This window comes from Streptomyces sp. NBC_00554 (genome assembly GCF_041431135.1).
Taxonomy (GTDB): Bacteria; Actinomycetota; Actinomycetes; order Streptomycetales; family Streptomycetaceae; genus Streptomyces.
In genome coordinates this window covers 2,090,358-2,111,681 of the sequence record NZ_CP107799.1, presented here as the reverse complement: position 1 = coordinate 2,111,681, position 21,324 = coordinate 2,090,358, and the positions used below count along the sequence as shown (strand labels likewise).

The 21,324-nt window shown below is 70.0% G+C and carries 16 protein-coding genes; 9 read left to right on the top strand and 7 right to left on the bottom strand.

Features of this window, described 5'->3' with window-relative positions:
* Nucleotides 1-81: 81 nt before the first annotated feature.
* Nucleotides 82-1,755, bottom strand: a complete 1,674-nt coding sequence (locus OG266_RS09310; RefSeq protein ID WP_266473789.1) for a PucR family transcriptional regulator — start codon at nucleotides 1,753-1,755, stop codon at nucleotides 82-84.
* A 354-nt stretch (nucleotides 1,756-2,109) separates the two neighbouring features.
* Here OG266_RS09310 and OG266_RS09305 point away from each other — a divergent pair, with 354 nt between their 5' ends.
* From OG266_RS09305 to OG266_RS09280, 6 genes are all read left to right on the top strand, one after another.
* Nucleotides 2,110-3,000 carry a xanthine dehydrogenase family protein subunit M gene (locus tag OG266_RS09305; RefSeq protein WP_266473786.1) on the top strand — a complete coding sequence of 297 codons (891 nt, stop codon included), beginning with the start codon at nucleotides 2,110-2,112 and terminating at the stop codon, nucleotides 2,998-3,000.
* Nucleotides 3,000-3,581 (top strand): (2Fe-2S)-binding protein, encoded by a 582-nt coding sequence (locus OG266_RS09300; RefSeq protein WP_266473784.1) that lies wholly within the window; start codon nucleotides 3,000-3,002, stop codon nucleotides 3,579-3,581. The genes OG266_RS09305 and OG266_RS09300 overlap by 1 nt, the downstream gene beginning before the upstream one ends.
* 2 nt (nucleotides 3,582-3,583) lie before the next feature.
* A complete protein-coding gene (locus OG266_RS09295) occupies nucleotides 3,584-5,971 on the top strand; it encodes a xanthine dehydrogenase family protein molybdopterin-binding subunit (protein WP_266473782.1) in 2,388 nt (795 codons plus the stop codon).
* Nucleotides 5,972-6,218: 247 nt separating this feature from the next.
* On the top strand, nucleotides 6,219-7,676 hold the full coding sequence (locus tag OG266_RS09290) for an NCS2 family permease (RefSeq protein WP_371544483.1): 1,458 nt from the start codon (nucleotides 6,219-6,221) through the stop codon (nucleotides 7,674-7,676).
* 71 nt (nucleotides 7,677-7,747) lie between these two features.
* A complete protein-coding gene (locus OG266_RS09285) occupies nucleotides 7,748-8,914 on the top strand; it encodes an XdhC family protein (protein WP_371544480.1) in 1,167 nt (388 codons plus the stop codon).
* Nucleotides 8,915-9,173: 259 nt separating this feature from the next.
* Entirely contained in the window at nucleotides 9,174-10,343 is a 1,170-nt protein-coding gene (locus tag OG266_RS09280; RefSeq protein WP_371544478.1) for a glycoside hydrolase family 6 protein, read from the top strand.
* Between the two features lie 98 nt (nucleotides 10,344-10,441).
* Here the strand turns inward: OG266_RS09280 and OG266_RS09275 are convergent, their stop codons facing one another.
* The gene (locus OG266_RS09275; RefSeq protein ID WP_371544476.1) at nucleotides 10,442-10,882 is read right to left on the bottom strand and encodes an SRPBCC family protein; all 441 of its coding nucleotides are present in this window, start codon (nucleotides 10,880-10,882) and stop codon (nucleotides 10,442-10,444) included.
* Nucleotides 10,883-11,007: 125 nt separating this feature from the next.
* Here OG266_RS09275 and OG266_RS09270 point away from each other — a divergent pair, with 125 nt between their 5' ends.
* Nucleotides 11,008-12,027, top strand: a complete 1,020-nt coding sequence (locus OG266_RS09270) for a DUF2278 family protein (RefSeq protein ID WP_371544473.1) — start codon at nucleotides 11,008-11,010, stop codon at nucleotides 12,025-12,027.
* Between the two features lie 70 nt (nucleotides 12,028-12,097).
* Nucleotides 12,098-12,724, top strand: a complete 627-nt coding sequence (locus OG266_RS09265; protein ID WP_371544470.1) for an N-acetyltransferase family protein — start codon at nucleotides 12,098-12,100, stop codon at nucleotides 12,722-12,724.
* 8 nt (nucleotides 12,725-12,732) lie between these two features.
* Here OG266_RS09265 and OG266_RS09260 read toward each other — a convergent pair whose 3' ends face one another.
* The 3 genes from OG266_RS09260 to OG266_RS09250 are packed head-to-tail and all read right to left on the bottom strand — an operon-like array spanning nucleotide 12,733 to nucleotide 18,538.
* Nucleotides 12,733-15,537, bottom strand: coding sequence for a beta-L-arabinofuranosidase domain-containing protein (locus OG266_RS09260; protein ID WP_371544467.1), 2,805 nt, complete (start codon nucleotides 15,535-15,537; stop codon nucleotides 12,733-12,735).
* Nucleotides 15,538-15,575: 38 nt separating this feature from the next.
* A complete protein-coding gene (locus OG266_RS09255) occupies nucleotides 15,576-17,021 on the bottom strand; it encodes a family 43 glycosylhydrolase (RefSeq protein ID WP_371544464.1) in 1,446 nt (481 codons plus the stop codon).
* Between the two features lie 29 nt (nucleotides 17,022-17,050).
* The gene (locus tag OG266_RS09250) at nucleotides 17,051-18,538 is read right to left on the bottom strand and encodes a family 43 glycosylhydrolase (RefSeq protein ID WP_371544463.1); all 1,488 of its coding nucleotides are present in this window, start codon (nucleotides 18,536-18,538) and stop codon (nucleotides 17,051-17,053) included.
* A 310-nt stretch (nucleotides 18,539-18,848) separates the two neighbouring features.
* On the opposite strand from OG266_RS09250, the gene OG266_RS09245 reads away from it, so the two are divergent.
* Entirely contained in the window at nucleotides 18,849-19,388 is a 540-nt protein-coding gene (locus tag OG266_RS09245; protein WP_371544460.1) for a hypothetical protein, read from the top strand.
* 55 nt (nucleotides 19,389-19,443) lie between these two features.
* Here OG266_RS09245 and OG266_RS09240 read toward each other — a convergent pair whose 3' ends face one another.
* Both OG266_RS09240 and OG266_RS09235 read right to left on the bottom strand, forming a co-directional pair.
* Nucleotides 19,444-20,277 (bottom strand): heme ABC transporter ATP-binding protein, encoded by an 834-nt coding sequence (locus OG266_RS09240; protein WP_329544811.1) that lies wholly within the window; start codon nucleotides 20,275-20,277, stop codon nucleotides 19,444-19,446.
* The gene (locus OG266_RS09235; RefSeq protein WP_323178381.1) at nucleotides 20,274-21,269 is read right to left on the bottom strand and encodes an iron ABC transporter permease; all 996 of its coding nucleotides are present in this window, start codon (nucleotides 21,267-21,269) and stop codon (nucleotides 20,274-20,276) included. Before OG266_RS09235 ends, OG266_RS09240 begins: the two co-directional genes overlap by 4 nt.
* Nucleotides 21,270-21,324: the final 55 nt, after the last annotated feature.

Here is a 21,324-nt window from a genome sequence, read left to right as displayed (position 1 = left end):
ATCGCGGGGCCCGGCCAAGGGGGTGGGTGAAGGATTTCACAAAGTCATTGATCTCACTCGGCGCATCCGGGCAGCCACAAATCAGCTCATTCGCAGTGCCAGGAAGAAGTCCAGCTTGTCCTCCAGGCGGGAAAGATCACGACTCGTCAACTGCTCGATTCGGCCCACGCGGTAGCGCAGCGTGTTGACGTGCAGGTGGAGACGGGCGGCGCAACGGGTCCAGGATCCGTCGCAGTCGAGGAACGCCTCCAGGGTGGGGATCAGTTCCGCGCGATGGCGTCTGTCGTAGTCCCGCAGCGGATCCAGCAGCCGGGCCGTGAACGCCCGGCGCACGTCGTCCGGCACGAAGGGCAGCAGCAGCACGTGCGAGGCCAGCTCCTGGTGCCCGGCCGCGCACACCCGCCCGGGGCGGGCGGCGGCGACTCGGCGGGCGTGCCGGGCCTCCTCCAGGGCGCCGCGCAGCCCCTCCGCCGAGTGCACGGCGGCGCTGACGCCGAGCGTGAGCCGCCCGTCGTCGTTCAGGCCGGCCGTCAGGGGGTCCCGTACGGCCTCCAGCAGCGTGTCGGCGAGCAGCCCGGTCTCCGTGCCGTCGTGCTCCGAGGACACCGCGGGAAGCGCGAGCAGGGCGATCGCCTCCTCGCCGGTGTGGGCGACGGCGATGCGGTCGGAGTGCTCAGGACCCGCCGACAGCGGATTGACGAGGATCTCCTCCAGGAGCGACTGGGCGACCGGGCCGCCCTCGATGTCGCCGCCGTCCCACTCGACCCGGGCCACGACCACCTGCCAGTGCGGGGCCGCGCCGAGCCCGGGCAGCAGCACCGGAGCGGCGACCCGCAGGCGCGCCGCGATCTCGGCGGGCGCCGCGCCCGTCTGCACCAGCTCCAGGACCTCCTGCGCGAGCCGCCGCCGCACGGTGCGCGCCGCGTCCCGCCGCTCCCGCTCGACCGAGATCAGCTGGGTGACGCCCTGGAGCAGATCGAGCCGCTCCTCGGGCCAGTCCCCGGCGTCCGCCTCGACCGCGAGCAGCCAGTCGGAGAGCACCGTCTCGCGCACATCCCGGGACGCCCCCGTGGAGCGGCCCGAGGAGGGGATCGGGAAGAGCGAGTACGTCGTCGTGCCCACCGTCACCCGGTGCGGCCCCCGGCGCCCGGTGCGCGCCGCCGCCAGATGCTCGGCGGCCAGCTTGGCGCAGACGTCCGCGGGCAGCGCGGCCCCCGCGAGCTTCGAGCCCGCGATGGGCCGGCCGGTGGGCGAGAGCACCCAGGCCCGCAGATCCAGGTCGGAGCCGAGCAGGTCCAGGACGACATCGGGTCCGCCGCCCGCCGGACCTGACGTCATCATCCGCCGGTGCCGGTCCACCACGGCCGCCAGATCCCCGGCCCGCTCCCCCGAGACCTGCCGTACGACGTGCTCGGTGATCGTCGCGAAGGCCACCGACTCGTTCACCCCGAACAGCGGCAGCCGGTGCCGGACGCAGGCCTGGATCAGATCGTCCGGCACGTCGCCGAGCTCCGCCTCACCTGCGGCGAGGGCCGCGACCCCGGCGCCCGCGAGGATGCGTACGAAGGGCTCGGAGTCCGCGGCGTCGTGCCGCCAGGCGAGACCGGTGAGGACCAGCTCACCGCCCGAGAGATAGCGGCTGGGATCCTTGAGGTCCGTGGTCATCACACCGCGTACGGTGCGATCCAGCTCGTCCTCGCCGCCGAGCAGCCGCAGGCCCAGCGCGTCGGTGTCCAGCAGTGCGCGCAGCCGCATTCTCGTCGCCGCCGATCTTTGTCTTGAAATCTACGATGGATCTGTACGACTCCGGGGTGAGGACCCCGCGAGCGGGGTTTCCGCCCGCCTGAGCCTGTGTCCTGGGCTTTCGAGAGCTGTGCTCACTGTTTCCAGGGAAAAACAGAGAGGTTACTGATGACCTCCGTTCATACGAATCTACAAGATGCGCACCCTGGCCAGCCAACTCCTTCATGGTTTCGGTGACTGACCCCGGTGGAGGACGGCGCTGTGTACTGGCCTCACTCCGCGTTAACAACTCATGAACGAGCCGGGCCTGCCGCACACGATCTGGCTTGATCAGAACCACCACGATACGAATGAAGAGAGCCACTCATGGACTTCCTTCGCCCCGCCAGTTGGGAGGAGGCGCTCGCCGCCAAGGCTGAGCACCCCACCGCTGTGCCGATTGCGGGTGGCACCGATGTGATGGTCGAGATCAACTTCGACCACCGCAGGCCCGAGTACCTCCTCGATCTGAACCGCATCGGCGAGCTGAGCGACTGGGAGGTCGGCGAGGAGAGCGTGCGCCTGGGCGCCTCCGTGTCCTACACCAAGATCATGGATCACCTGCGCGGTGAACTGCCCGGCCTTGCCCTCGCCTCCCACACGGTGGCCTCCCCGCAGATCCGCAACCGCGGCGGCGTCGGCGGCAACCTCGGCACCGCCTCCCCGGCCGGCGACGCCCACCCCGCGCTCCTCGCGGCCGGCGCCGAGGTCGAGGCCCAGTCCGTACGCGGCACGCGCCTGATCCCGATCGACGAGTTCTACACCGGCGTGAAGCGCAACGCGCTCGCTCCCGACGAGCTCATCAGGGCCGTACACATCAAGAAGGCGGACGGCCCGCAGCAGTACTCCAAGGTCGGCACCCGCAACGCCATGGTCATCGCGGTCTGCGCCTTCGGCCTGGCACTGCACCCGTCCACGCGCACGGTCCGCACCGGCATCGGCTCCGCCGCGCCCACGCCCGTCCGTGCCAAGGCCGCCGAGGAGTTCCTGAACGCGGCGCTCGAAGAGGGCGGCTTCTGGGACAACGGCAGGATCATCACCCCGTCGGTCGCCAAGCAGTTCGCGGACCTCTGCTCCGCCGCCTGCAACCCGATCGACGACGTCCGGGGCACGGCGAGCTACCGCCGCCACGCGGTGGGCATCATGGCCCGCCGGACGCTCACCTGGACCTGGGAGTCGTACCGCGGCACCGCCGCCCGCACGGAGGGAGTCGCGTAATGCGCGTCAATTTCACGGTCAACGGCCGTCAGCAGGAAGCCGACGACGTGTGGGAGGGCGAGTCCCTGCTGTACGTGCTGAGGGAGCGGATGGGCCTGCCGGGCTCGAAGAACGCCTGCGAGCAGGGCGAGTGCGGTTCCTGCACGGTCCGCCTCGACGGCGTACCCGTGTGTTCGTGTCTCGTCGCGGCCGGCCAGGTCGAGGGGCGCGAGGTCGTCACGGTGGAGGGGCTCGCGGAGTACGCGAAGCAGCGCTCCTGCGGGACCGGCGCCTGCGGTACGTCGGGTACGTCGCTTCAGGACGCCCAGCAGTGGAATTCCAAGCCCCAGGACTCGCACACCGGCGAAGGCGGCGAACTCGCGCCGATCCAGCAGGCGTTCATCGACGCCGGCGCCGTCCAGTGCGGCTTCTGCACCCCCGGTCTGCTGGTCGCGGCCGACGAGATGCTGGAGCACAACCCGACCCCGACCGACGCGGACATCCGCGAGGCGCTCTCGGGCAACCTGTGCCGCTGCACCGGCTACGAGAAGATCATGGACGCGGTCCGGCTGGCGGCCGCACGACAGTCTGAGGCGGTCTGACCATGGGAACGACAGGTACGCCCACCAACATCACCCAGGGCTCCAAGACCAAGGGCGGCATCGGCGAGTCGACGCTGCGCCCGGACGGCACGCTCAAGGTCACCGGCGAGTTCGCGTACTCGTCCGACATGTGGCACGAGGACATGCTCTGGGGCCAGATCCTGCGCTCCCCGGTCGCGCACGCCGAGATCGTGTCGATCGACACGGTCGAAGCGCTGAAGACGCCGGGCGTCTACGCCGTCCTGACGTACGACGACCTGCCGACCGCGGTGAAGAACTACGGCCTGGAGATCCAGGACACCCCGGTCCTCGCCCACGGCAAGGTCCGCCACCACGGCGAGCCGGTCGCGATCGTCGCCGCCGACCACCCGGAGACCGCGCGCCGCGCCGCCGCCAAGATCAAGGTCGAGTACCGCGATCTCCCGGTCATCACGGACGAGGCGTCGGCCACCGCGCCGGACGCGATCCTCATCCACGAGGGCCGCGACGACCACCACATCGGCCATGTCCCGCACCCGAACATCGTGCACCGCCAGCCGATCATCCGCGGCGACGCCGACGAGGCCGCCAAGAAGGCCGACTTCATCGTCAAGGGCGAGTACACCTTCGGCATGCAGGACCAGGCCTTCCTCGGCCCGGAGTCCGGTCTCGCCGTGCCGTCCGAGGACGGCGGCGTCGAGCTCTACATCGCCACCCAGTGGCTGCACTCCGACCTCAAGCAGATCGCCCCGGTCCTGGGCCTCCCCGAGGACAAGGTCCGTATGACGCTCTCCGGCGTCGGCGGCGCTTTCGGCGGCCGCGAGGACCTGTCGATGCAGATCCACGCCTGCCTGCTGGCGCTGCGCACCGGCAAGCCCGTCAAGATCGTCTACAACCGCTTCGAGTCCTTCTTCGGGCACGTCCACCGCCACCCCGCGAAGCTCTACTACGAGCACGGGGCGACGAAGGACGGCAAGCTCACGCACCTGAAGGCACGGATCGTCCTCGACGGCGGCGCGTACGCCTCCGCCTCGCCGGCGGTCGTCGGCAACGCCTCCTCGCTGGGCGCGGGACCGTACGTCGTCGACAACGTCGACATCGAGGCCATCGCGCTCTACACCAACAACCCGCCCTGCGGCGCCATGCGCGGCTTCGGCGCCGTGCAGGCGTGCTTCGCGTACGAGGCCCAGATGGACAAGCTCGCCGACAAGGTGGGCATGGACCGGGTCGCGTTCCGCCAGCTCAACGCGATGGAGCAGGGCACGCTCCTGCCGACCGGGCAGGCCGTCGACTCGCCGGCCCCGGTCGCCGAACTCCTGCGCCGCGTCAAGGCGATGCCGATGCCGCCGGAGCAGCAGTGGCTCGCGGCCGGCGAGGCCGCCGACGTACGCCAGTTGCCTGGCGGCCTCTCCAACACCACGCACGGCGAAGGCGTCGTACGCGGTGTGGGCTACGCGGTCGGCATCAAGAACGTCGGCTTCTCCGAGGGCTTCGACGACTACTCGACCGCTCGCGTGCGGATGGAGGTCGTCGGCGGGGAGCCCGTCGCGACCGTGCACACCGCGATGGCGGAGGTCGGCCAGGGCGGTGTCACCGTCCACGCGCAGATCGCCCGCACCGAGCTGGGCGTCACACAGGTGACGATCCACCCGGCCGACACCCAGGTGGGCAGCGCCGGTTCGACGTCCGCGTCGCGCCAGACGTACGTCACCGGTGGCGCCGTCAAGAACTCCTGCGAACTCGTCCGCGAGAAGGTCCTGGAGATCGGCCGCCGCAAGTTCGGTACGTACCACCCGGCCTGGGCCACCGCCGAACTCCTCCTGGAGGGCGGCAAGGTCGTCACCGACGGCGGCGAGGTCCTCGCCGACCTGGCGGACGTACTGGAGGACGAGGCCGTCGAGATCGAGGCCGAGTGGCGGCACCGTCCGACGGAGGCCTTCGACCTGCGTACCGGTCAGGGCTTCGGCCACGTCCAGTACACCTTCGCCGCGCACCGCGCGGTCGTCGAGGTCGACACCGAACTCGGCCTGGTCAAGGTCATCGAACTGGCCTGCGCCCAGGACGTCGGCAAGGCGCTCAACCCGCTGTCCGTCATCGGCCAGATCCAGGGTGGCACCACCCAGGGCCTGGGCGTGGCGGTCATGGAGGAGATCATCGTCGACCCGGTCACCGCGAAGGTGCGCAACCCCTCCTTCACGGACTACCTGATCCCCACCATCCTCGACACCCCGACCATCCCGGTCGATGTGCTCGAACTCGCCGACGACCACGCCCCGTACGGGCTCCGTGGCATCGGCGAGGCCCCGACCCTGTCGTCCACCCCGGCCGTCCTCGCGGCGATCCGGAACGCGACGGGTCTGGAGCTCAACCGGACGCCGGTACGGCCAGAACACCTCACCGGCACCGCGTAGGACTCTCCGGGCGGCGCAGGGAACGTCACACTTCGCCGCGCCGCCCGGAGTACTCAAGTACCGCACCGCTCGCGGGACTTGACGCACCATCAGCACCATCACGTATCAAAGCAACGTTCGTCTCGGGCCGTCCCCCGGGTCGTGCGGCCGAAGAACCTTCCCAAAACCCGTAGCCACCGAGGTGGTTGAGCAGCCGTCAGGGCGGCTGCCGAGCGGGTGTCCCTTTGAACCTTGGGAGCAGGCCCACATGACCCAGCAGTCAATTGAGCCGAAGACCGTCGCCGATGACGCGGGTGCGGGTAGCCGCGTCCCGGCCGGACGGTCCTGGCTCGACCGGTACTTCCACATATCCAAGCGGGGAAGCTCCGTCGCGCGTGAGGTGCGCGGCGGCACCACCACCTTCATGGCGATGGCGTACATCCTGCTGCTCAACCCGCTGATCCTGTCCGGCAAGGACGCGGCGGGGAACACGCTCGGCCAGCAGGCGCTGATCACCGCGACCGCGTTCGCGGCGGCCTTCAGCACACTCCTCATGGGCTTCTTCGGCAAGGTGCCGCTCGCCCTCGCCGCCGGACTCTCCGTGTCCGGCGTGCTCTCCTCGCAGGTCGCCCCGCAGATGACCTGGCCGCAGGCCATGGGCATGTGCGTCATGTACGGCGTCGTCATCATGCTTCTCGTCGTCACCGGACTGCGCGAGATGATCATGAACGCGATCCCGCTGGCGCTGAAGCACGCGATCACCATGGGCATCGGCCTGTTCGTCGCGCTGATCGGCCTGGTGAAAGCCGGCTTCGTCCACCAGGGCGAGGCGACCCCGGTCTCCCTCGGCCCGAACGGCGAACTCGCCGGCTGGCCCGTGCTGCTCTTCGCCGCGACACTGCTCCTGATCTTCATGCTGCAGGCCCGGGCCGTCCCCGGCGCGATCCTGATCGGCATCGTGGCGGGCACCGTACTGGCCGTCGTGCTGAACGCCCTTGAGGTCATCGACCCCAAGCAGTGGGCGAGCGGCGCCCCCGAACTGCACGGCAGCGCGGTCTCGATGCCGGACTTCTCGCTCTTCGGAGACGTCGAGTTCGGCGGTTGGGGCGAGGTCGGCGCGATGACGGTCGGCATGATCGTCTTCACGCTGGTGCTCGCCGGGTTCTTCGACGCGATGGCCACGATCATCGGCGTCGGCACGGAGGCCAAGCTGGCCGACGCGCAGGGCCGGATGCCGGGTCTGTCCAAGGCGCTGTTCATCGACGGCGCGGGCGGAGCGGTCGGCGGTGTGGCCGGTGCCTCGGGCCAGACGGTCTTCGTCGAGTCGGCGACGGGCGTCGGGGAGGGCGCCCGCACGGGCCTGTCCTCCGTGATCACCGGTCTGTTCTTCGCGGCCTGCCTGTTCTTCACCCCGCTCACCGCGATCGTCCCGGGTGAGGTCGCCGCGGCGGCCCTGGTGGTCATCGGCGCCATGATGATGATGAACGCCCGGCACGTGGACTGGGCCGACCGCGCCACCGCGATCCCGGTCTTCCTGACCGTCGTGATCATGCCGTTCACGTACTCCATCACCGCGGGTGTCGCGGCCGGAGTCATCAGCTACGTCGCCATCAAGGTCGCCCAGGGCAAGGCCCGGGAGATCGGGGCGTTCATGTGGGGCCTGACGGTGATCTTCTTCGTCTTCTTCGCCCTCAACCCGATCGAGAGCTGGATGGGCGTGCACTGACACGCCCTTCCGGAACGCCCTGTTGGAACCCTCCACGCAACCGCTGCCACGTCGTCGAAGGAGACCGAGACATGCTGGACATCGCCGAAGAGCTGCACCGGTGGGTCGAGCAGGGGCGCGACTTCGCCGTGGCCACCGTGGTGGCCGTCGGCGGCAGCGCGCCCCGCCAGCCGGGCGCCGCCCTCGCCGTCGACTCCGACGGCACGGCGATCGGCTCGGTCTCCGGCGGCTGCGTGGAGGGCGCGGTCTACGAACTGTGCCAACAGGCCCTGGAGGACGGGGAGTCGGCCCTCGAACGCTTCGGCTACAGCGATGACGACGCGTTCGCGGTGGGGCTGACCTGCGGTGGCATCATCGACATCCTGGTCACCCCGGTCCGCTCCGGCGACCACGCCCGGCCGGTGCTCGCCGCCGCGCTGGCCGCCGCGGCGGACGGGGAGGCGGCCGCGGTCGCCCGGATCGTGACCGGCCCGGCCGAACTGCTGGGGCGCGCCCTCGTCGTCCGTCCCGACGGCTCGTACGAGGGCGGCTTCGGCGCCCATCCCGAGCTGGACCGGACCGTGGTGGGGGAGGCGGGCGCCTTCCTGGACGCGGGCCGTACCGGCACCGTGGAGATCGGAGAGCAGGGCTCTCGTTGTGGAGCACCGCTCACGGTTCTGGTGGAGTCGTCGGTCCCGCCGCCCCGCATGATCGTCTTCGGCGCGATCGACTTCGCGTCGGCGCTGGTCCGCATCGGCAAGTTCCTCGGCTACAGCGTGACGGTCTGCGACGCCCGCCCCGTCTTCGCGACGGCCGCACGCTTCCCGGACGCCGACGAGATCGTCGTCGAATGGCCGCACAAGTACCTGGCCCGCACGGAAGTCGACTCCCGCACGGTGCTGTGCGTACTGACCCACGACGCCAAGTTCGACGTCCCGCTGCTCCAGCTCGCGCTGAAGCTCCCGGTGGCCTACGTGGGCGCGATGGGATCCCGCCGGACCCACCTCGACCGGAACGAGCGCCTGCGTGAAGTCGGCGTGACCGAGCTGGAGTTGACGCGGCTCAGGTCACCCATCGGGCTGGACCTGGGCGCCCGTACGCCCGAGGAGACGGCGTTGTCCATCGCCTCGGAGATCGTGGCCAACCGGCGCGGGGGGAGCGGGGTCGCGCTCACCGGGGCGCACACGCCGATTCACCACGACGCGGCGTCGTCGGTGTCGGAGTCGGCGTCGGTGGGGCGGATCGGGTCGGTGGCCTGAGGCGCGTACGGCTGCGTACGGCTGAGGGGCTCGCTCGCTGGGACGCGGCGGGTCCATCATTCGCATAGCCGCATAGCCGCATAGCCGCATAGCCGCATAGCCGCATAGCCGCATAGCCGCATAGGCCGACTCGGTCGCATCAGTCGTACGAAGTAATCCCGAGCCCGACGTATTGACGCGGGCATGTCCCTCGACGACGCTCCTGTGGGAGCGCTCCCGCAAGTCCCTCGTGACCGTTGCGATCCAGGAGTGAACCCACATGAGACGTACCTCAACATGGCTCGCCGCCCTGTCGTTCGGGCTGGCGGCCCTCTTCGTCACACCATCTCAGGCGCAGGCCGCGGACTCCCTCGAACGCGGCCCCTCCCTGTACGTCCCCGACGCCAACCCGGCTGCCTACCGGCAGGCGTTGGACCTCGCCCGAGCGGGCCAGTTCCTGGACGCCGCGGGCATCGTGGCCATGGTGAACACCCCGCAGGCCGTCTGGTACGGCGACCAGACGCCGGCCCAGGTGGAGCGGCTGATCAGGGGGGTGACGCGGGACGCGGACCGGGAGGGCGCGATCCCGGTGTTCGCGCTCTACAACATCCCAGGACGCGACTGTTCCAACTACTCGGGGGGCGGGGCCTCCAACACGGCGGAGTACAAGGAGTGGATCGACGCGGTGGCGCGTGGGATCGGTGGCCGCGACGCCCTTGTCACCCTCGAACCCGACGCCCTCGCCCTGCTGCCCGCGGACTGCGGCCAGGACGACGCGCAGGGCACGAAGACCGCGGCCCGGTACGTCGAGGTCAACTACGCGGTGTCCGTACTGGAGCCGCTGCGCGGAACACGCGTGTACCTCGACACCGGGCACCCCGGCTGGCACACCGTCAACTCCATCGTGCCGCGCCTGATCAGGGGCGGCATCGCGCACGCCTCCGGCTTCTACACCAACGCCTCGAACTACAACACCGACGACGCCAACTCCTGGTACGGCAAGCTGATCTCGTCGTGCCTCGCGTACGTCGACGGAGGCGGCGACGTCGCCGAGTGCCCGCACCAGTGGTGGCCGCGGGCCGACGCGCAGGCCTGGCTCGACGCGCACGTCCACGTGCCCGCGTCCCGGATGAAGCACTTCGTCACGGACTCCAGCCGCAACGGTCAGGGCCCCTGGACGCCGCCCGCCGGCAAGTACCCGGACCCGCAGGACTGGTGCAACCCACCGAACCGCGGCCTGGGTGCCCGACCGACCCTGCGCACCGGCGACCCCTTGCAGGACGCCAGGCTGTGGATCAAGACACCGGGCGAGTCGGACGGGCTGTGCCTGCGCGGCACTCCGGGCCCCGAGGACCCGGAGCGAGGGATGGTCGATCCAGACGCGGGGGACTGGTTCCCCGAACAGGCTCTGGAACTCGTACGGTTCGCCAAACCGCCGATTCTGGGCTGACGTTCAGGGGCGTTCAGGGGGTGGAGCGGCCCAGCGGGTGCCAACCTGCGTGCGACCGCCCATCCCCGTCACTCCCTCCGCTGCCGTTCCCATTCGCGTCAGTCCCCCCGCAGCAACCCCTCCACCGCCCGCCCGAACATCCATCGCCCCGCCCAGGCCAGCCCCCGGTCGAGGAACCCGGGCAGCAACCGCACCCTGATGTCCTCCCGCCAGACCACCCGCGAACCCCCGCCGTCCGCCGGATGCACCTCGATCTCGGCCCACCCCGTCACGAACGAGCCGCGCTTCTCCAGCCGGCACATGCCCGGCCCGTCGTGTCCCGGCGGCTGCCAGACGACCACCTCCATCGGGTCGTCGAACGCCAAGGGGCCCACACCCGACCGCGCCACGAACACGGTGCCCTGATGGGTCGGCGGCGGCGTGACCACTCTGATGCGGGTCAGGGGGACCACATCGGCGTGCCGCTGCCACTCGGTGAGCCGGCGCCAGCTCTGGTCGACGGGATACGGAGACTCGCGCTCCAGCAGGAAGAAGGCCACGGGCCGATCGTAGGCAGTCGAACGAGACATGAATTCTCACCCAACCACCTGAAATCGGGCGCGATCCCCCTACCATTTCCTCATAGGGCGAGCAAAGTGCCCGCCCCCAGGGGGAGTTGGTCGCCATGCCACTGAAGACCTACGGCGTACTCATCACACGGGCGGTCGACACCCGCCGCGAGGGTTCGTCCGACACTCCGCACTACCAGATCCACCTGACGGACGATCAGGGAGTGCACTACCGGGCGTCGGTCAACGTGAAGTCGCAGGAGCGGCCGTCCGAGCTGCTCTATCTGGTGAGCGACGACTTCCAGCACCCGGTCACGGCGCAGTTGGAGGGCCTGGGGTCCGGCTGGAACACGCTGCCGCACGGACCCGGCGGCGCCAACCTCGACTTCGTGCGCGGGAACCTCTTCGACCCGGCGCAGCTGCGGTCCCTGCCGCCGGACGCGGAGGGCCCCGACAACGACCTGGCCGACCTGCTCGACCACTACGTCCAGCGCGCGGTGGCCGACCCGGCCGCCCGGATGTACGTCTTCGGCGAGCGCTGGGGCCCCGAGCCCGCGGTTCGGGACAAGATCTTCGGGTTCCTGCCCGGAAACGGCGTGCACGACATCCATATGAACCAGGGCAACAGCCCCCGCTTCAAGGGCGACGACGGGGTCTGGCAGGACGGCGGGCTGCTGATCCACTTCCCCGGCCAGTCGCGCTGGGTCGCCGTCTTCCTCGCCTTCCAGAGCCAGTCCTGGCACACGGACGACATCACGGGCCACGCCCTGGTCCCGGCCCCGGATGACGGCGGCCCCCGCCCCGAGCCCGGCGACCGGCCGGTACGCATCGCGGCGGCGCTCGTGAACCCCCGCGGCCCGGCCCCCGAGCCGGAGACCGTGACACTCATCAACGCCTCCCCGGACCCCGTCGACCTCACCGGCTGGCACCTCACCGACCGCCTTGACCACCGCTGCCCGGTCCCCGCCGGTCAACTCGCCGCCGGAGCAAGCCTGTTGGTCCCCGTCACGGGCGAGGTCCAACTCGGCAACCGCGGGGGCCAGATCACCCTGCTGGGTGCCGACGGCCTGAAGGTGCACGGCGTCTCGTACACGGCCGAGCAGTCCGGGCGGGAGGGCTGGACGATCGTGTTCTAGCCTGGCTCGGCGGCCGGGGCCTGTCGGCGGCGTCCCTCCGACAGATCACCTCGGCCGCAAGGAGCCCGTGATGACGTCCCACACGTCCCAGCCCGTCACGCCCGACCAACTCACCATCGTCCCGGCCAACAAGGCGTCCTGGGACGACCTGCGCGCGGTCTTCGGCACCACCGACGCGGGCAAGTGCAACTGCCAGCGCTACAAGATGCGCGAATCCCTGTGGAACACGGTCTCCGACGGCGAGCGCGCCGACCGGCTGCGTGAGCAGACCTCCTGTGACAACCCGAAGGCCCGCTCGACCAGCGGTCTCGTCGCGTACCTCGGCGAGGAACCGGTCGGCTGGTGTGCGGTCGAGCCGCGCACCGCCTACCCGCGCCTGCTGCGCACGCGGACCCCGTGGACCGGACGCGACGAGGACAAGACGGACGACAGCGTCTGGGCCGTCACCTGCCTCGTTGTACGCAAGGGCTACCGCAAGCGCGGCATCACCTACGGGCTCGCCCGCGCCACCATCGCCTTCGCCCGCGACCGTGGCGCTCGCGCGCTCGAGGCGTACACGATGATCACCCAGCCCGGCAAGGAGATCACCTGGGGCGAACTCCACGTCGGCAGCCGTGATGTGTTCGCCGACGCCGGGTTCGCGCAGGTGAGCAAGCCGAGCCCGCGGCGCGTCGTCATGCGAGTCGACTTCTCCTGAGAACACGTTCAGGCCACGTACGACGCGTTCTGCGCCGTGCTCACCACCCGCTGCCCATCGGCGGCGCTGAGAAGACCCGCGGACACCCACGAGTTCACGACGCTCTGCACCCGCGAGACCAGCGCGCTCTTGCCGCTGAACGGAGCCCCGGCCCAGATCTCGTCGAGGAGAGTGGTGCCGTTCGCCCCGGTCGGGTTGGTGACGCCCGAGTCGGTGTTGCCGAAGACGAGTCGCGGCTCGGTCCTTCGGAAGTAGGCGTGCGTCGGGTCCTCCGTCCCCTCGGAGAACGGGGCGAACTCGGTGCCGTCGAGGGTGTAATGGAGGGGCTTGCCGGTCACCGGGGTGAGGGTGGGCAGCAGGTCTCCGGAGAGGGCGGCGTTGCGGTAGAGCCCGAACGGCAGGAAGGTCGTGCCCGCGTTGCGCGCCACCAGGTTGACCGGTCCGTAGAACAGGGTCTGGAGTGACGGGTCGTCGAGGGCCTTCTCCACCCGCAGCCGGAAGGGGACCGAGACGCGTACGACGTCGCCGCCGCGCCAGGTCCGGGAGACGGTGAAGTAGCTCCCGGCGACCGGAGTCCCGCTCACCGCACTGCCGTTGACCGTCACGCGGAAGCCGGCGGTCGCCCACGACGGCACCCGCAGACGCAGGGCGAAGGCCGCGCTGCCGCCCCCGATGGTGATCGTGGAACCCTGCTCGCGGGGGTAGTCGGTGGTCTGGGTGACGGTGACGCCCTTCTCGGACCAGTTGAGGGTGGTCGGGCTGTACAGGTTGACGTACAGCGCGCCCCCGTCCGCCGCCTTGAAGTACACCGAGTCCTGGTACTTGGTGGCGCTCTCCATGCCCGTGCCCTCGCAGCAGGTCGTCCCCTGCTTCGGGGTGTAGTCCCGGACATGACCGGGGGTGAGACCGATGAAGTACGTGACGAGCGGCTTCTCCGCATCGGCCTTGTCCTGCTTGGAACCCAACACCTGGTTGTAGAGGGCCCGTTCGTAGTAGTCCATGTACTTCGGGTCCTGCTCGTGGAAGAACAGCATCCGGCTGAGCTTGAGCAGGTTGTACGCGCAGCAGCTCTCGGCGTTGGTGTCGCTGATCGTTCCCGCGACGACCCCACGGGCCTTCCAGAACTCGGCGGTGCTGGTCCCGCCGATGCCGTACATCCGCACCGGTACGACCATGCCCCAGAAGTTCTTCGCGGCGCTCAGGTAGCGCTGCTCGCCCGTCGCGTCGTACAGCCGCAGCAGTCCGGTGAAGATCGGGATGTGCTGGTTGGCGTGCAGGCCGTCGAGGGTGTCGGTGTTCGCGGCGCAGGCGTCGATGAGTTTGTCGAGGTCGAACAGGCGGGCCAGCGCGAGGTGTTCGGCCTTGCCGGTGAGGGAGTGCAGATCGCAGATCGCCTCGACGATGCCGCCGAACTCTCCGCTGGAGAAGATGCCCCACATGCGTTGCAGGGTGGCGTCGGGCAGCTTGGAGAGCCGCGAGTACATCCAGTCGCACAGGCCGGAGGCGAGGTCGAGGGCGCGGGCGTCGTCGACGTGGAGGTAGGCGTCAAGGAGGCCGCGCAGGATCTTGTGCGCGGTGTAGTAGGGCGCCCACACCTTGGTGTAGTCGCCGCTGGTCATCGACTCCAGCGCGATGAACTGCGTCTCCGGGTACGCCGCGAGGAACCCGGGGTGGCTCGGCCCGCCCCAGGTGCGGCGCAGGGTGGCGGTCAGAGCGCGGCCGGAGGCGTCGGTGAAGGTGCCGCCGGTGGTCTCGTCGAAGGCGTACGAGGCGAGGTTGCCCCGGCCCGCGGGTGAGGAGGCGGCCGAGGACGTCTGCAGTGCGGTGATCTCGGCGGCGGTCAGCGCCCGTGACCAGACGTTGAACTCGTCGAATGCGCCCGCGAACACCGGGTCGGCGGGGTAGTTCGAGCGGCCGAGCCAGTTGTTCGCGAGGGTGCCAAGTGCCGCCGGGCTGAGGGTCATTGACGTGTTCTGCGCTACGGGCGTGCCGTTGACGTAGAGCGTGCCGGTGGTGCCCGCGATCGTCACCGCGAGGTGGCTCCACTGGTTCAGCGGCAGCGCGGCGGTGCCGTTGAGGCCCTGCTCGCCGCCCGGGCCGCCGGTGGTGATCGCGAAGCGCGGCACGCCGGTCGCGTTGCGGGCGGCCAAGTACATATAGCGGGTGGTGTCGTTGCCGAAGTCGAAGACCCGGGTCCAGTTGGCGTTGTGGGTGGGCTTCACCCAGGCCGACAGGGTGATCGCGGAGGCCCCGCCGAGTACCGCGGCGGGCAGGTCGACGTACTGGTAGGAGCCCCGGACGTTCTCCGCGCCCGTGCCGAACCTCCCGGAGACGCTGAGCACTGCCGGGGCAATCCGCAGCGCCGCCCGAACCTCGGTCAACGCCCCGACCATGGCGCGGACTTTGTCGGCGTACACCTGCTCGCCGGTGCTGCCGTAGGCCTGGGAGAGCATCGTCAGGAAGTGGCCGGTGTAGTGGCCCCGGAGGTTGCCGTTGGCCTCCCCGTCCAAGCCCTCCCAGCCACCGGGGGCCACCGCGCCCCGGGTGGAGAGCCCTGCGTTGGCGCGGAAGACCTGGAGCAGCCGGTCCACGTCGTACCCGCGGCCATGGTCGAGCATCAACTGCCGCTTGGCGGCGAAGACGCCCTGACCGAGCTTCACGTCCTTGAGCTCGAACGGCCGGAGTGTCCAGGCAGCAGGCGCGGGCAGGGTGGCGGCAGCGGCCCGGCCGGACGCGGCGTAGGCCAAGGCAGGTGCCGCCGCGGCCAGTGCCGCGCTCTGGAGCAGGAACCGTCTGGAGAGGTGGGGGGCCATGCGTTCCTCGTCTCTGCGCGTCTCGGGGTCTGGCCGGGCTACTCGGCGTAGAAGGTCGCGTCCTGCCGGTCCAGCGCGGTGCTCACCACCTGGAGCTGGATGAGGTTGGCGTAGTGCCGGACGTACCGGCCGGGGAAGTTGTACGACTCGAAGGAGACGCCCGCCGTGGTGTCCGCGAGGCCCGCGCGCCGCTGGAAGGAGGCGTCGGCCAGGAAGGTGGCGGTGCCGTCGTTCTTCTCCACCCACAGCTCGTAGTTCTTGTGGCGGAGGTAGTAGCCGGGGAAGTTCGCCGATTCGAGCGAGACCGTGCCGCTGCCCGCGAGTCCGGTCACCACCCGGAACTGCGAGTCGGCGAGGTTGGTGACGTTCGCTTCGAGTCTGGCGCGGAACTCCCAGTGGCGGATGAAGCGGCCCGGGTAGTTGTAGGACGAGAAGCGGACCGGGGTGAGCCCGTCGGCGACCGGGATGCCGAAGTTCGGTGTGCCGTCGGCGTTCCAGTACAGCTTCTGGTAACGGGTGCGCCGGTTGGGGTCGTTGAGCGGGTCGCCGGTGATGTCCTTGTAGTTGCGGTCGTGGTAGACGAGGACGTCGCTCTTGCCGTCCTCGGACGTGGTGAAGGTGTTGTGGCCGGGCCCGTACTGGCCGGTGGCCGCGTTGCTGGTGAAGACCGGGGTCGGCGTCTTGGTCCAGGAGGCCGCGTTCATCAGGTCGGCCGTCGCGGAGGCGGTCAACAGGCCGAGGCAGTAGTTGCTGTCGGTGGCGCTGGCCGAGAAGGTCATGAAGACCTTGCCGTTCCGCTGGATGACCGACGGCCCTTCGTTGACGGTGTGGCCGATGGTCTCCCAGGCGTTGGTGGGCCGGGAGATCATGACCGGACTGCCGCTGATCGTCCAGGGGTTGGACATCCTCGCGAGGTAGAGGTTGGTGCCGTCGCCGACCGCCGGGTCGTTCTGCGCCCAGCTCAGATAACGGGTCCCGTTCACGACGAAGGTCGTGGCGTCGAGCGAGAAGGTGTCCAACGGCAGCGCGATACGGCCCTTCTCGATCCAGGTGCCGGTCAGCGGATTGGCGGAGCTGGATTCGAGGACGTACGGCCGGATCTTCCAGATGTCGTTGGTGGCGCCGGCGGCGAAGTAGACGTACCACTTGCCGTCGATGAAGTGGATCTCCGGTGCCCAGATGTGGGCGCCCATCTCGCCGCTGCTGTGCTTGGTCCAGATGGTCGTCTCGGCGGCCGTGGACAGACCCTGGAGCGTGGTGGCGCGGCGCAGCACGATCCTGTCGTACGCGGGGACGGTCGCGGTGAAGTAGTAGTAGCCGTCGGTGTGTTTGAAGATGTGCGGGTCGGCGCGCTGTTCGGCGACCGGGTTGGTGAAGGTCACGGCGGGGGAGGCCGGGGCGGCTGCGTGGGCGGGGGTGACGGTGGCGGTGAGGGCCAGGGCGGCGAGGCCCGTCAGCACTACTCGGCGGCTGGGACGGCTCATGGGGGTACTCACTCCTGGGTCGGTGGCGGTCAGGCGGTGGTGGGCTGGAGGCGCCACTGCTGGCAGTTGTTGTTGAGCCAGGTCCACTGGCGTACGTCGGCGCCGTCGGCCGTGGAGCAGTCGGCGACGTCGGCGACCTTGCCGCTGTTGGCGTTGACGATCCGGACGTAGTCGCCGCCGGTGTAAATGAGCCTGAATTTCTGGCAGTTGTTGTTGAGCCAGGACCACTGCCGGATGTCGGCACCGTCGGCGGTGGAGCAGTCGGCGGTGTCCGCGACCTTGCCGGTGGCCACATTGACCAGGCGGCTGGTGTCGGTGCCGAGGTCCTCGATCCGCCACTTCTGGTTGGCGCCGCCGCTGCACGTCCACTGGAAGATGTTGGTGCCGTCGGCCGTGTTGCCGCCCGCGACGTCAAGGCACTTGCCGCTGTTGCGGTTCACCAGGGTGTACGCGGTCGGTGTGGTCGCCGTTTCCCCTGCGGGGCCGGGGAGGGTGGTGCCGGTCGCCACCGGGGTGCCGAAGTTCGGGGTGCCGTCCGCGTTCCAGGTGAACTTCTGTGCCCGGGTGGTGCGTCCGTTGCCGCAGCCGCCGCTCGCCGAGCTGTTGGCGTGGTAGACGAGCCAGTTCTCGGTGCCGTCCGGTGAGGTGAAGAACCCGTTGTGGCCAGGACCGTAGACCCCGGCCGCGTCATTGCGCTGGAAGACCGGCGTCTGCTTCTTGGTCCAGGACGCGGCGGAGAGCGGGTTGCTGCCCGTCAGTTCCAGCTGCCCCAGTTTGTAGTCGGCGGTCTGGCAGTAGCTCGCGGAGAAAGTCAGGAAGGTCCTGCCGCCGTGATACAGCGGCTCGGGGCCCTCGTTGACCGGGGCGCCGGACGTCTCCCAGCTCAGCGTGGGACTGGAGATGACCGTGAACGTGGAACTGCTCAGCGTGTACGGGTTGCTCATCGGGGCGATGACCAGGCTCTGCGCGCTGCCGTTGGCCGAACCGCTGCCCACCAGGTAGAGGCTGCCCCCGTGTTCGAGCACGCTGGCGTCGATCAGCCAGCCCCCGGGGTTCAGATTGGACCCGGTGAGGGTGTTCTTGTACGTGTACGGGCCCATCGGGTCGGTGCCCGCGCTCTCCAGGACGTGCGTGCGCTGGGAGTCGCAGCAGGCGACGCCGCTCGGCGCGGCCGAGTAGTACAGGTACCACTTGCCGTTGAGGAAGTGGATCTCCGGTGCCCAGAAGTTCGCGTTGCGCCCTGCGGTGGTGTCCGACCACACCTGGACGCTGGGCGCGGTGGCCAGGCCGGCGAGCGTCGGGGACTTGCGCATGGTCAGCTCGTTGGTGAACGAGGTGGTCACCAGGTAGTAGTTGCCGTTGTAGTACTCCAGCCAGGGGTCGGCGCCCTTCTGCGCCTTGACCGGGTTGGTATACGGCTGGCCGGCGGCCGCGGCGGCGGGCTGGGCGGTGACCGGTGACACGAGCAGGGCCAGGAGTACGGCGCCCAGGGCGAACCAGTGACGGATGCGGAACACGGCAAGTCCCCTTTGACGGCCAGTTGTTCGGGATTACGAACGCTGTGCGGGTGTCCGACCAGAAGATAAGTTTCGGGCAGGGGCACGTCAACGCTTCTGACGTGTTTCGATTCCGGTTCGACTCAAGGTGCTTGTGGGTGTTTGTCGTAACTCCCTTTGCGTGCGGGGTGAGTTGGAGTCACTTTGCCAATTGTTGACAGTTGAGGCACGGGTGTTGTTAGGTATGCCTTACCTAAGTTCGGACGGGCGTGGTGAGTCGACCGACCGGCCCGTCCGGCTTTTCCTGACGCCGTGAAAGGTGCTCTTCCCCATGAGAGTTGTTCCGTCCGCCCGTACCGCCGCCCGCGCGGGTCTCGCCGTCGTCGCCTCCGCCGCGCTGACCCTCGGCCTGGCCACCTCGGCCTCCGCCGCCACCTCGACCCGCACGATCACCGACGGGAGCACCACCTACAACCTGTCGCTGACCGCACCGGATTCGGCCGCCGCGGCAGGCCAGGTCATCACCGTCACGGGCTCCGGGTACAACACGAGCCAGGGCATCTACGTCGGCCTGTGTGTGGTCACGGGCGACCCCGGTGAGGCCAAGCCCACCCCGTGCCTCGGCGGCCAGGACGAGACCGGCACGACCGGCGCCTCCTACTGGGTGTCCAACGCCGGCGGCGGCTCGCTCCCCAGCAGCTCCACCTTCGGCACCGGCGGCACCTTCACCGCCACGATCTTCGTCAAGGCCACCCTCGACAACGGCAGCGTCTGCGGCCAGGACGTCGACTGCGCCGTCGTCACCCGCGCCGACCACACGGACACCAACGACCGCAACTACGACGTCCACGTCCCGATCGACTTCCAGTAAGCACAACGAAGGCCGGGCCCCCTCGACGGGGGCCCGGCCTGTGCGGTACCGGGGCTCACACGGAACGGTCGGGCAGCACGAGCGGTGCGCCGGTGCGCGGGTGGGGCAGGACCTCGACGGGCTGGCGGTAGACACGGGTGAGGAGCCCGGCCTCGAAGACGTCGGCGGGCGGTCCGTCGGCGGCGGTGCGGCCGTCGTGGAGGACGGCGACGCGGTCGGCGTACGCGGCGGCCAGGCCCAGATCGTGCAGGACGACCACGACGGCGTCGCCGGCCGCGGCCCGCTCCCGGCAGACACGCAGGACGAGTTCCTGGTGGCGCAGGTCGAGGGCGGCCGTGGGCTCGTCGAGCAGGAGCAGCGGGGTCCGCTGGGCGAGTACGCGCGCCAGGGCGACCCGGGCCCGCTCGCCACCGGAGAGCGCGGAGAAGGAACGGGCGGCGAAGCCGGTCGTCTCGGTGGCGGCCAGGGCACGGGCGACGGCGCTGTCGTCGTCCTCCTCGCGCGGTGTGCCTGCCCACGGGGCCCGGCCCATCCGTACGACCTCCTCGACCGGGAACGGGAAGGCGAGGGCGGCCGACTGGGGCAGCACCGCGCGGCGCAGGGCCAGTTCGGCGGGCGGCCAGGTACGGGCGTCACGGCCGCAGATCAGTACCTCTCCCGCATCCGGTGCCAGGTCGGCGGCGAGGGCGGCGAGGAGCGTGGACTTCCCGGCACCGTTGGGGCCGACGAGGGCCAGCACCTCGCCCGTCCGGACGGTGAGGTCGATGCCGGTCAGGACGTCGCGGGAGCCGAGTCGCACATGGAGACCGCGTGCCTCGGCGACGGTGCTTCCGGGCTCGTAGGGCTCGGGCAGCGAACGGTGGCGGGTGGCGGCGAAGAGGGATCTCATGCCCAGCCTCCTTGCGTACGGCGGGTGCGGCGCAGCAGCCAGAAGAAGACGGGGCTGCCGAGGAACGCGGTGAGGACGCCGAGCGGGAGTTCGGCGGGTGCGGCCAGGGTGCGGGCGGCCAGGTCCCCGGCGAGCAGGACGACCGCTCCGCCGAGCGCGCTGCCCGCGATGAGGAAGCGGTGTCCGGGGCCCGCGGCCATGCGCAGCAGGTGCGGGACGACCAGGCCGACGAAACTGATGATCCCGGAGACCGCGACGGCGGCGGCCGTCAGCAGCGCGATCACCAGGACGAGGACGAGACGCAGCCGTTCGACGTCCACGCCCAGGTGGCGGGCCGGGCGTTCACCGAGCGAGAGCAGATCGAGGCGGCGGGCGTACAACGGGGCGGCGGCCAGGCCCACGAGGGCGCACGGCAGGACCGCGAGGACCTTGGGCCAGGTGGCCTGGGAGAGGGAGCCGAGCTGCCAGAAGGCGATCTGGTTCACGGCTGCGGTGTCCGCGAAGAAGATGAACAGGCCGATCATCGCGCCCGCGAAGGCGTTCACGGCGATGCCGGTCAGGATCAGCGTGACGACCTCGCTGCGGCCCCCGGAGCGGGACATCCCGTACACGAGCAGGACCGTGGCGAGTCCTGCGACGAACGCGCAGGCGGAGACGGTCCAGTTGCCGAAGAAGTTCAGGCCCAGCGAGATGCAGCAGACGGCGCCGACCGCCGCGCCGGAGGAGATGCCGATGACGCCGGGTTCGGCGAGCGGATTGCCGAAGACACCCTGCATGAGCGCGCCCGCGCAGCCGAGCGAGGCGCCGACGAGCAGCGCGAGGACGATACGGGGGAAACGGACGTTCCACAGAACCGACTCGGCGACCCGGTCCAGGGAGGTTCCGCCGAGCCCGATCCTGTGCTGGATCGAGCCGAGGACGTCGCCGGTCGGGATGGGGTAGGCGCCGAGGGCGCCGGAGGCCAGGACGAGGGCGACGAGGGCGGCGATCATGCCGACCGTGAGCAGCCAGGCGGCGCCGCGTCTGCGCCGGTCGATGGGTGCGGGC